Genomic DNA, 11,811 nt, shown 5'->3' with positions numbered 1-11,811 from the left:
CCACGCACCGCCCACATCAGCAGCGCCCCACCCGGTAGATACCGTCCGCTCAAACGCATCCGACCCGGCGAAGATCTGCTCGTTCACAGAGATCGTCTGAGACGTGCTGTGCACCGATCCGAGGCTGTCAGTCACCATCAGAGTGATCTCATAATCGCCGTCCTCAGGGTAAGTATGTGAGGCGGACTGTCCCTCCGATGCTGCGGTCCCATCACCCCAGTTCCAGGCGTAGGTGAGTGTGGCGCCGTCCGACGCCGACGAGGTGCTGGCATCGACCTGGACTGCGAGGCCCGAGCTCGAAGCATCGAATCGTGCCGCCGGATCAGCGTGCACGACGCTGACCTGCGTCGTGATAGATGCCGTACCCGATCGGTCATCGGTCACTGTGAGGGTCACGGTGTAGCTGCCGGCTTCGGCGTACTGGTGAGAGGCGATCTGTCCTGCTGAGGCCTGACCATCCCCCCAGTCCCAGGAGTATTCGGTGACCTCGCCGTCGGGGTCTGAGGAGCCTGATCCGTCGGCGGTGACGGTCAACCCGTTCATCGTCGTCGACGCCACGGCCAACGGAGCCGTGTTCGGGCCAGTCACTTGGATCTGCTGAGCAGTTGTAGCCGACAGCCCGTTGCTATCCAGCACGGCAAGGGACACGGTGTACGAACCGGCTGCCGAGTAGGTGTGGGCGGCTGTCTCGCCGCTTCCCGGCGCGGTCCCGTCCCCGAAATCCCAGGTGTACTCGACGATCGTGGCTCCTGCGGCGGCCGTGGAGGCGCTGGCGTCGACGTTCACTCCGAGCTCGCCCGCAACGGCATCGAATTCTGCAGTCGGCGCTTCAAATCCCTTGCCGACACCGTAATGGGTGTTCACCTGTTGCGCATCGAGCACGTAACCGTAGACCGCGACCTCATCGATGTCACCGCTCAGATAGTTCGACCGCGGCTGGTTCGGCCAGCCGCTGAGGTTGTCGCCGCCGATCCTCCAGTACCCCTGATACGACTGGGCAGTGGTCACCGCAGCGTTGCTGCCCACGATCATCCCGTCGATGTACAGGGTCATGCCGTCTGCACCCTGGGACGCGACGACGTGGTGCCACTGGCCGTCGTTGTAGGCGTCCGCGCTCTGCACTGATTGCACATTCCCGGGATAGACCCCGAACACGATCCGTCCGTCATCGCGCATATACACGTGCCGGTCGTAGCTGCTCGAGCTGCCAGTCGCCGCATCTCCATAGCCGATCAGCTTTCCGCCTCTGCTGCTGGTCGTGCGCACCCAGAGTTCAGTGGAGAATTCTGCTGAGGCCGTAGTCCTGGAGCTGGAGACGACCCGTCCCGTCGTGCTCCCGTCGAAACTCGAGTGCCCGGTGGACGAATTTTCGATGCCAGGCTGCCCTGGGCTGACGCCTCCCCCGAATACCGGCTGGTTCGAGCCAGCCCAGTCCTGGGGGGTATCACCGAGCGGGTAGTACAGCTGCGGCGAGTCGTTCAGGACTGCCGAGACGTACTCCGAGGCCAGGCCAGCCGCGGCCGTCACCGTGACGGGAGCACTGGTCGCTGTGTTCCCGTCGCCATCGCGCGCCACGACCGTGTAGGTGTACTGCATCCCCGGTGTCGCGGTCGTGTCCTCGAGAATCATGCCGGGCTGGTTCCACCAGGTCGAAGGGGCTTTCCGGGTGGCGACCGGTGTGCTCGTACCGGAGCGCTTCAACTCGTACGTGAGGTCCAGGTCATCGCGGTCCCAGTTGGCGGTGAAGGAGACCCGCACCCGGCCGGCGACGAACGAGTTCGCGGCGGGCTGCCAGCTGGAGCCCGAGAGCCGGGGAACGTCCTTCGCTCCCCCGGGAGGGTTCTTCGCAAAACGGACGATCCCCTCGAACCGTCCGTTGTTCACGCTGATGAACTCGCCGGCGATCGAGATCGTGTCCCCGACGCCAGTGATCGACAGTCCAGCCTGGCCCATTCCGGTGGTGGTCCCGACGAGGAAGTCGGGATACCAGGCATACGCCGAAGGGCCCGGTGTTCCTTCCCAGTTCTGATAGGTGCTCCCCGCATGGGGGTTGCGCCCGAGCAGGCCGCGCGCGTCCGTCGTATAGGCCTCTACGTATCGATATTGCCGCACGCTCTGCTCCGGATGCAGCCCCATCGTCGAGCAGGCATGGGTGTGGCTCGTGGAGTAGACTGTCTCTCCCGTGGAGTACACGCCATAGTGGTCGCCGAGGCAGTCCGCGACCCATCGCACGGCACCGGTTCCAGCCTCCGCGGCGAAGGTGCCCTCCAGGTTCCCGGTAGCAAGGTTCGCGAACACCCAGCCGGTGCCGTAGACGCCGGTGTCATCCGCTGCGAGGGCGAAGATCCCTGCTTTTCCGGCGTTGCTGCCCGAGCTCGAGCCGTTCTTCACCGTCTGCGTCAGCGCCCAGTCCGCGTCCACAGCACCCGTCTGGAGATCCACCGCAGCGGCTCCGCGCATCGTCGTGTTCCCATTCACGCTCGCGAAACGCCCGCCGAGGATAATCTTCTGGCCGGCGGGGTCAGCGACCATAGCGTCGATCTGCCGATCCGACTGCGGCGCCCACGGCATGAGTGCGCCATTGCTGGCGTTGAAGGCCGCGGCGTTCGTCCGCGGAGTCCCATTGGCCTGCGTGAACAGGCCGCCTGCGTACACCATCGATCCCTTGGCCACGAGCGCAAACACACCTGTGCCGCCGATCGCCGGCTTGAAGCTCGAGATCAGCTCACCGGTCGTGGCATCCAGTGCAGCGATGCTGTAGCGGGTCTGGCCGTTGACCGTATTGAACGAGCCGCCGATGTAGATCCGGCTGCCATCCGGAGAGGCCGCCACAGCCTTAATGACCCCGTTCACCTGGGGCGCGAAGGGCAGCAGATCACCTGTGTTGATGTCATAGGCCAGAACATTTGAACGCGCGGTCAGCTGGGTGCCCGGTACGGCGAGCGGCGCCCGCGCGTTGTCGAAGTCCCCCACGGCATAGACGGTGGAACCGATCGTCGCCTGCGACCAGACGTAGCCGTTGTCGATCTGGACGGTGGGGATCGGATCCGCCGTGACGACGGTGTCGTCCCGCTGCAGCAGAGGCGGCGGGGACGGGAGTTCGACGGCGTCAGCCGCGAGATCGGGGGTGAGGGCGAACGCTGCCGTCAACCCACCGAGGACCAGTGTCATCGCCGTCAGGAAGCCGAATCCTCGACGCATCCTTTCACGCCGCTGCGGAGTGCTCATCGTCTGCCCCTGTCGGGTGGTTGTGGAGATCGATCTGCGTGAAGCTGTCATGGGGTTGCGCCTGTGAACACGGCCACCGGCTCACCAGCGGAATAGTTGACGCTCACCGTGACGGATCGCCCGTCGGCCGGTTCGAGCATGAAGACATAGGTGCCTACTGCTGACGATCCCGCCGGCACTTCGCCCTGCAGCGGATCATGCGGATCTGCCCAGGTGGGGACGCCTATCTCGCCGTCGTCGGCACCCAGCGAGACCACGGCAGAGCTGACCGGCAACGGCTCCTTCGTCTCGTTGGCGATCGTCACGCTGACGACGACTGCGCTCCCCGAGTACTCACCGGGAGTAGAGGCTTCGATAGTGGTGGTCTCGATCGAGGAGAGAGAGACCGTGACGTGCGTCGGAAGCGCGATGGCCTCGTCCAGCGAGCCGGTGACCTCGGGCAGGGCAGGTGCCGCGGTCGGGCCTTCCTTCGCCGGGTCCGCAGGCTCCTGCCAGGCAGTCGAGCTGGGGTCCGCGGGATCAGCGGGATCAGCGGGATCAGCGGGATCAGCGGGATCAGCGGGATCAGCGGGATCATCCTCCGCCGTGGGATCACCCTGCTCTGGACTCTTCTCATCCTCCGTCGGGGAACCCGTGCCGGGTGTCCCACCGGCGGTTGGTGAATCCGTCGGGGGCGCATCGGCGCTCGGAGATCCACCCTGAGGTGCGGACCTCCCACCTGTGGGCGGCGCGGGCGGGTCATCAGCCTCCGGAGACGCCGTGGTACATCCGGCGAGCGCGAGGGACAACAGCAGCACTGGCAGCGCAAGGACGGCGGACGCCTTCCGGCGCCTGACCCCGGAAGGTCGAAGGCAAGATGCGCTGAACATTCCCAGCCCCCACTCTCCCGAAGATCCGCATACCGCCACAGTGCGGTGAATCCGCAGAGATGCGGCTCGGCGCCATGATAGAGGTTCGGACATACTTCGCACAACGGGCAAAACGGACTCGATCGGGCCGTCCCATCTCAGCGCACAGCGCGCCCACCCAGCTGCCCGAGGATCGTCGCCGACGCCTCGGCAACATCTTGCAGCGTGCGGTGATGCTCTCGAGCGCCGTGCGTATGCCCGTCGACGATGTCCCGTCCATCCACGGACCGCATCCGCCACCATCCCGCGCGCCGCGAAGGAACCGGCCCCTTGACGGCCCGCGCACCATCGAGATGCATGGCGAAGTGCGACACGACGCCGACGCGTCGTGCCGAAGCACCCAGAGCGAAGCCTTCCCCGAGGAAGGCCACCTCCCTCATCGTGTAGGTGCGATCCCGCACCTGCGGCGCCATTCGGACGACCTCCGAGCGAATATCCCGGGCCGCGGTCAGGATCAGGGTCGCCTCCGCCAGAAGATCCGCAGTCACCCGCTGCGAGCTATGAACAGGGTCGGCAGGGAGCCCAGACGCCTGCTCGCCGCGGACGAACTGTTCACTGACGAGTGAGCAGAGGGCGGCCCCTGTGCGCGCCTGAGTGCCCGCACTCTCAACCCTGACTCCCGGAAGATCTGCCAGCCCCCGCCGCAGGAGAAGCTCACCCAGGGGTGAGCGGCAGATGTTCGCCGAGCAGACGAACAGGATCAGCTCTGACCCCGGAGACGTCATCCTGCATCCCCGAGCGCAGGCGTCTCGCACTCGCGAGTCACGGCCGCACGAGCGCAACCCTGTTCGAGATCGGCGCGAACTGCGCGCCCGCTGAGAGCGCGAAACCTGCTGACATGAAACGCCTGCGCACTCTCAAGACTGCGGTACTCCGCGATGGTCACGGGGGCTCCTCCCTGCCGCGCTCACGCCGACAGCCTCACTCCCCGGGAATTTCCGGGCATACCATGACATGATACGTATCTTGGACCAAATGGACATCAGCTTCTCGCCTGCGTCGCTCGCAGGTGCTCTCGACGCCCTCTGCGTCGAGGGAGGAACGGATGCCGCGGAGAGGCCGGATCTTTGCCGGCGAAGGAGGCGACGTACAGATGGCTGAGCAGACCACCACCGCTTACGCGGTGATCATCGTCAACTACGGCGACCCATCGCTAGTTGCGAGGAACATCGGTGTCGACATCGATGAGGATGAAGACGCTCTCGTCGTCCTGGTCGACAATTTTCACTCCGACGCTGCGCGAGCAGACGCTGAGGCCCTGTGCCGGGAGCGCGGGTGGCTCTTCGTCACCTCGCCGAACGATGGCTTCGGTGCCGGGGTGAACCGTGGAGTCGCTGCTGCCCGCGCACACGGACTCAGCGCGCTCATCACCCTGAACCCCGACGCGATTGCTCCTGCGGACGTGCTCCGAGAGCTCGGCCGCCACGTCACCGCAGATCCTCTCGCCTTGGTCTCCCCTTTCATGAACACCGGCGATGGACGCCCCCACTTCCGCGGGGCGCGCGTGAACCGGCGCACGGGCCAGATGCGGTCCGGCTGGTCCACGGACGACGACGATCCGGAATGGGCGAACTGGCTCAGCGGTGCATGCCTGGCGTTCAGCGCCCAGGCTTTCGATGCACTGGGCGGATTCAGCGAGGACTTCTTCCTCTACTGGGAGGATGTCGACATCTCTCGCCGCGCCGCGGAACAGGGGATGCGGCTCGAGATCCGCCCCGATCTGTTCGTTGTCCACGACGAGGGCGGCACTCAGGACGCAGCGAGCGACAGGACGAAGTCTCCGACCTACTACTTCTACAACATCCGTAACCGGATGCTTTTCGGGCGCCGCCATCTGCGCGGGAAGGACTGGGCTCGTTGGGTGCTCGCCTCCCCCCGCCAGTCCGCCCTGATCTGGATGCGCGGAGGCAGGAAGCAGGCCTTCACCGAACCACGAGGGCTGCTCGCCGCCGGGCGCGGGATGCTCGCCGGCGCTGCCCAACTGGTTCGCCGCCCGCAGCCGTCGGCCCCCCGACGACTTGAGATCGCGCCTCCTGTCCCGAGGCAGGAGCGTGCCGAGTCGGGACCCTTACGGATCACCATCGCCATCCCGTCATACCGGCGACCGGAGCAGCTCGCAGCGTTGCTGGCAGCTCTACCCGACCGCATCGCTGAGACCCCGAATGCGATCGTCGATGTGCTTGTGATCGACAACGATCCGGAAGGCTCCGCCCGCAGCGCCGTCGATGCGACGCCCTTGAACCTGCGGTACGTCCAAGAGACGACGCCGGGGATCTCGGCCGTTCGCAACCGAGCGCTGGACGAGTGCCGCGACAGTGATCTCCTCGCCTTCCTCGATGACGATGAGATTCCACTGGCCGGCTGGCTCTCGTCCCTGGTCGAAGTATGGCGTGAGCACCGTGCCAGCGCGGTAGCGGGCAGGGTCATCTCCATCTTCTACGAGGACACCGACCCGTGGGTGATCGCCTCAGGCACATTCCGCAGGCCGCAGCGACCGACCGGAACGTACCTCCCGACGGCTGCCGCCGGGAACCTCCTCCTCGACATGGCGCAGATCCAACACTTCGGAGTCCGCTTCGAGGACTCGCTCGGACTCAGCGGCGGAGAAGACACCCTGTTCACCCGTCAGCTCGTCGAATCGGGAGGCACCATCGTCTGGTGCAATGAATCCGCGGCCGAGGATTACGTGGTCGCTAGCCGACTTACTCGCGAATGGGCCACACAGCGTGCCTTCAGCGCCGGCAACGGCTGGGTGCACGTCAATCTCCGCCTTGCGCCGAGCGCTACGCGCCGTCTAGCGGTACGTAGTCGGTTCCTGGTCGGTGGCACAGCTCGAGTCACAGCCGGGCTTGCACGGCACCATTACGGCCGCGTCCGGCAGCACCTCGGACACAACGCCCGCGGGATGCGGACGTTCCACCGTGGGCGCGGAATGCTCGCCGGCGCCCGCGGACATCTCTACGAGGAATATGCACGATCCTGACGTCCTCCCCGAGGAGAACACGACAGGACAGGCCGCGGTCACTCACCGCCGCGGGCTCAAGCGCGTCCGTGCATACGGCGCGGACACGACCCCTACGCAGCCCCCGAGAACCCCCAGGCCGCTCGCGAACCGGCTCTCGCCTTGGGCCCGCCGACGAAGGTTGCCGGTGATGCGTCCCGCCACGGCGAGCACCGATCCCTTGACGAGCTGACCCGAACCAATAACGGCCCATCGTGCGGCATTCGCTGCGCGGTCGTTGCGCGAGGTGGCGAGGTTCTGCTCGACACGCACATGGGTGGCCGCCTGGGCACGGCGCCGGGCCAGGTTGAAGCTGCGGGTGTTGCGATCACGGGGCACCAGGTCGTCCACGACCGCTTCGGCGCAGAAGACTATCCGCCCACCAGCGGCAGCCAGCTGGCCCGTGAACAGGGAGTCCTCTCCCCCGGTGAGGCCGAAGCGCTCATCGAACCGCAGCTCGAGCGCGCGCACCCGATTCATGTCGAGCAGGAGGTTGTTCGTCGCAGCCCGGCGGAGCACCGTGCCGGTGGTCATCCCTTCACGCCGCTGTCCGAGGTAGTACTCCCCGGCAGCGACCCAGGGGTCCTCCCCACCCTCGAATACGGCGTGCACCGGGCCGCTCACCGCGTCGGCGTCATGCTCGAGGTAGGTGCTCAGCATGTGCACGAGCCACCCGGTGTGGGGGGTCTCGTCGTCATCCAGGAGGACCAGCACGTCGGCGTCGTGAGTTTCGTCGAGAAGGCGATTACGTGCACTGCTGATGCCAGGCCGTGGCTCGGGGGCGTAGCGGATCCGTGAATCCCCGATGGACTCTGCCGCATCCCGGGCGCTCTCGGCCGGGTCGTTGTCGACGACTACGACCCGGTACTGCGTGGGCATGCCTACCGTCGAGGCGGCGTGCTCGATCTGCTCGAGGATTTTCGGCAGCAACGCAGCGAGCAGTTCAGGTCGACGGAAAGTTGCCATGCCCACGACAACGTTCTGCGGTGCACGCATTTCAGTCCTCCTCACCTGCAGGCCAGCCCCGGCCATCCGTGCGTTCCAAGCACGCCGGGGGGGGGTACATGACGCGAGCTTATGGTGCGGTGCCGCAGCCGGCAACGAGCGACCCGTCGCCCCATCGGCCCCGTGCGGAGTCAGCCCCGCCCGAGCCGCCGCTTCACGATCCCGACCAGCCCGCCGCGTTCCTTGAGCGACCGGCGGCGGCCATGAACCGTTGCTGCGGGAAGTGGGGTGACCACAGTGCCACCGGGGCGGTCAGTGCTATCGAGGCGGTCAGTGTCACCGGCACGAACACTTCGGACAGCAGCGTCGGCTTCCGCCGTTCCGGCATCGCTCAGCGCCGCACGCGCCTGGGCCCGCTGCTCGGACTCGCGGCGCTCCCGCTTCTCGATCTCCGCCTGCGCACGGCTCTCCCGCAGCTGCCCAAGACGCGCCTCCTCGCGCACCCGCTTCCGCTCGCCCGGGCCCTCAGCGATCCGGTAGAGCACCGGGACGATCACCAGGGTCAGCAGGGTCGAGGAGATCAGGCCGCCGATGACCACCACGGCCAGGGGCTGGGCGATGAAGCCGCCGTTGCCGGTGATGCCCAGCGCCATCGGGACCAGCGCGAAGATGGTCGCGGCGGCGGTCATCAGGATCGGGCGCAGTCGCTTGGCCGCGCCCTGGTGGAGCGCCGCCTCGAGCGTCATCCCATCGCGTCGATACTGGTTGACCAGGTCGATCAGCACGATCGCGTTGGTGACCACGATGCCCACCAGCATCAGCAGGCCGATCATCGAGGGCAGGCCCAGCGGCACGCCGGTGATGACCAGCAGCCCCAGCGCACCGGTGGCCGCGAAGGGGATCGAGACCAGCAGGATCAGCGGCTGGATCAGGGACTTGAAGATCCACACCAGCAGCACGTACACCAGCAGGATCGCGGCCAGCATGGCGATGCCGAGCTGACCGAAGGTCTCGTCGATGTCCGCAGCGGTGCCGCCGATGGTCGCTTCGACGCCCTCGGGCAGCTCCGCGGTGTCGATGGCGTCGTTCGCCGCGTCGGTCGCCACCCCGACGTCCTCGCCCGCGGGGGTGAGGGAGACGGTGACGGTCTCCAGCAAGTCCTGGGTCGCGATCGAGGGGCGTGAGAGCTCCTCCTCGACGCTGGCGACGTCCGTCAGGGGGATCGAGCCCATCAGCTGGAGGTCCTGCAGCTGGGCGAAGGTGTCCACGCTCTCGCCGCCGGCGACGTAGATGTCCAGCTCGTTGTCCTCCAAGGTGATGGTCCCGATCGCACCGGGGTACATCTGCCCGGCGACCATGCCGATCACGGCCTCCTCGGTGAGTCCGCGCTGGGCGGCGGCCTCCCGATCCACGGTGACCACTGCGGTGGGCTGGTCGGCCAGGAGGTCGCTGCCCACTTCGGCGACGCCGCTGGGCAGCGGGTCGAGCTCGGCGAGGATCGCGTCATTCGCGGCCTGGCGGGCCTCGGCGGTGGGACCGGTGATGAGGATGTCCACCGAGCTGGAGCCGGTGGGCGAGGCGATGTCCGCGGCCTCGATGGTGCCGGACTCCGGCAGCGCCTCGAGGGTCGTGACCATCTCGTCCAGCAGAGCTTCCTGATCCGCGTCGGGATCGGTGGTGATCGAGAAGCTGACCTCGTTCCCCGCAGCGCCGCCGAAGCCGAACCCGCCACCGCCGATGGTGGTCTGGACGGTCTCGACGCCGTCCACCCCCTGCAGGGCCTCTTCGCTCTCGGTGGCCTTGTCCGAGGACTGCTCGAGGCTGGTGCCGGCGGGAAGGGTCTGGGTGAGCGAGGCGATGTTCTGCCCGGTGTCCCCCAGGAAGCTGATGTTCACCAGTGGGTAGAGGAACGCGGTGCCCACCAGCACGAGGATCGCGGCACCGATGGTGAGGAGGCGGCGCGGGAGCGTATCCAGCACCAGGTGCAGCAGCGGTGCGTACGTCCGGTGCAGCCAGGTGCGCTCCTCCTTCGCCTCGGACTGCTCCTGGATCGCTGCCGCCTGCGCGGCATCGTCGGGGTCCAGGTCCTCATGCCCCTTGGGGACCTTGAGGAACCAGTAGGCGAGCACCGGCACGATGGTCAGCGCCACCAGCAGTGAGGACAGCATCGCGATGCCGACGGTCAGGGCGAAGGGCCGGAACAGCTCTCCGGCCATCCCGGCGACCACGGCGATCGGCAGGAACACCACCACGGTGGCGAGGGTCGAAGCGGTGATGGCGCCAGCGACCTCCTTGACGCCGTCGAGGATCGCTCGGCGTTTGGTCTTGCCGTAGGCGAGGTGGCGGGTGATGTTCTCGATGACCACGATCGAGTCGTCGACCACGCGGCCGATCGAGATCGTCAGCGCCGCCAGGGTGAGCATGTTCAGCGTGTAGCCGGTGACATACATGCCGATGAACGCGATCAGCAGCGAGGTGGGGATCGAGATCGCGGTGACCACGGTGGGGCGCACCCGGCGCAGGAACAGCAGGATCACGCCGACGGCGAAGAGCAGGCCCAGCAGCCCCTCCTCGGCGAGCGCCAGGATCGACTCCTCGATGAAGGGTGCCTGGTCGAAGACCACGTCCGTCTCGGCATTGCCGCCGACGCCCGGGAGCGTCTCGGCGAGCACGTCCTCGACGCCCTCGGAGACGTCCACGACGTTGCCGTCGACAGTCGCAGTGACCATCAGCACCAGCGACTCACGCCCGTTGGTGCGGGAGATCGAGGTGGCCTCCTGCGTGGTCTGCTCGACGGTGGCGACCTCGGAGAGGGTGACCGGCTGGGCGGGCTGCTGGGGCTCGGCGTCGGGCAGCGGCTGGCCGTCCGGGCCGAGCTGCTGCTCCTCGCCCTGCTGTCCTTCGCCATCCTGCTGGGCACCCTCAGCGGGCATCAGCACGATCGCCTCGAGGCTCTCGAGGCTCTCCACGCCCTGGCCGAGGACCACGTCCATGGTGCGGTCGCCGTCGACGACGGAGCCGCCGGGGAGCGAGAGGCCGGTCGCGTCGAGCGCGGTGGTGATGTCGTTCTCGGTCAGGCCCGCCGCGGCAAGGGCATCCTCGTCGGGCGTGATCTGCACGATCTGCTCTGGGGCGCCGATCACGGCGACCGAGGAGACGCCGCTGACCCGCTCGAGCTCGGGGGTGACCGAGGTCTCGAGCCGGGAGGCGAGGTCGGAGGGGTCCAGGTCCGAGGAGACGGACAGCACCACGGCCGGCAGATCGCTGGTGCCGCCGGCGATGACCTGGGGGTCAGCATCCGCGGGCAGCTGTCCCTCGATGCGGTTGAGGGCGGCATCGACCTGGTTGGAGGCGCGGGCGACGTCCACGCCATAGGTGAGCTCGACGGTGACCATCGACATGCCCGCCTGCGAGCTCGAGGAGGTTCCCTCGACGTTCTCCAGCCCGCTCAGGGACTGCTCGACGGGGGCGGTGATCCGATCCCGGACCTGCTCGGACGACGAGCCCGGGGAGACGGTCATCACCTGGATCTGCGGGAGCGACACCGAGGGGATGAGCTCCTGGCGCATCGTGGTCATCACGAACACGCCGATGATCGAGACGGCGATGCACACCAGTGCGATGAAGGACCGGTTGTTCAGGCTCAGCGTGGCCAGGCGGTTCATCCTGCTCCTCAGGGGTGATGCGCGACGGGGTGGTGCGGCCCGTCGCCGCGACCCCATGGTGCTG

6 protein-coding genes are annotated in these 11,811 nt (G+C 67.2%); 1 reads left to right on the top strand and 5 read right to left on the bottom strand.

The window, feature by feature from the left end:
- The 3 genes from ABD893_RS03935 to ABD893_RS03925 form a co-directional block, all read right to left on the bottom strand.
- Nucleotides 1-3,228 (bottom strand): PKD domain-containing protein (locus tag ABD893_RS03935; RefSeq protein ID WP_345076232.1); only part of this gene is annotated, 3,228 nt, incomplete at its 3' end.
- Nucleotides 3,229-3,275: 47 nt separating this feature from the next.
- Nucleotides 3,276-4,025 (bottom strand): hypothetical protein, encoded by a 750-nt coding sequence (locus tag ABD893_RS03930; protein WP_425548332.1) that lies wholly within the window; start codon nucleotides 4,023-4,025, stop codon nucleotides 3,276-3,278.
- A gap of 209 nt (nucleotides 4,026-4,234) precedes the next feature.
- The gene (locus tag ABD893_RS03925; RefSeq protein ID WP_345076230.1) at nucleotides 4,235-4,861 is read right to left on the bottom strand and encodes an arsenate reductase/protein-tyrosine-phosphatase family protein; all 627 of its coding nucleotides are present in this window, start codon (nucleotides 4,859-4,861) and stop codon (nucleotides 4,235-4,237) included.
- A gap of 368 nt (nucleotides 4,862-5,229) precedes the next feature.
- Between ABD893_RS03925 and ABD893_RS03920 the strand changes: the two genes are divergently transcribed.
- Nucleotides 5,230-7,119, top strand: coding sequence for a glycosyltransferase (locus tag ABD893_RS03920; protein ID WP_345076229.1), 1,890 nt, complete (start codon nucleotides 5,230-5,232; stop codon nucleotides 7,117-7,119).
- A gap of 42 nt (nucleotides 7,120-7,161) precedes the next feature.
- On the opposite strand, the gene ABD893_RS03915 is transcribed toward ABD893_RS03920, so the two are convergent.
- Entirely contained in the window at nucleotides 7,162-8,133 is a 972-nt protein-coding gene (locus ABD893_RS03915) for a glycosyltransferase family 2 protein (protein WP_345076228.1), read from the bottom strand.
- A 140-nt stretch (nucleotides 8,134-8,273) separates the two neighbouring features.
- Nucleotides 8,274-11,747, bottom strand: a complete 3,474-nt coding sequence (locus tag ABD893_RS03910; RefSeq protein WP_345076227.1) for an efflux RND transporter permease subunit — start codon at nucleotides 11,745-11,747, stop codon at nucleotides 8,274-8,276.
- Nucleotides 11,748-11,811 lie beyond the last annotated feature (64 nt).

Origin of the sequence: Brachybacterium paraconglomeratum (assembly GCF_039541415.1) — a bacterium.
GTDB classification, from domain to species: domain Bacteria; phylum Actinomycetota; class Actinomycetes; order Actinomycetales; family Dermabacteraceae; genus Brachybacterium; species Brachybacterium paraconglomeratum_A.
The sequence above is the reverse complement of the archived record's forward strand: the minus strand, read 5'-3'. Positions and strand labels throughout refer to the sequence as shown.

Bases quoted from the DNA above. Each gene is read 5' to 3' on its own strand.
- ABD893_RS03925 (WP_345076230.1), bottom strand. From the start codon at position 4,861: ATGACGTCTCCGGGGTCAGAGCTGATCCTGTTCGTCTGCTCGGCGAAC.
- ABD893_RS03920 (WP_345076229.1), top strand. From the start codon at position 5,230: ATGGCTGAGCAGACCACCACCGCTTACGCGGTGATCATCGTCAACTAC.
- ABD893_RS03915 (WP_345076228.1), bottom strand. From the start codon at position 8,133: ATGCGTGCACCGCAGAACGTTGTCGTGGGCATGGCAACTTTCCGTCGA.
- ABD893_RS03910 (WP_345076227.1), bottom strand. From the start codon at position 11,747: ATGAACCGCCTGGCCACGCTGAGCCTGAACAACCGGTCCTTCATCGCA.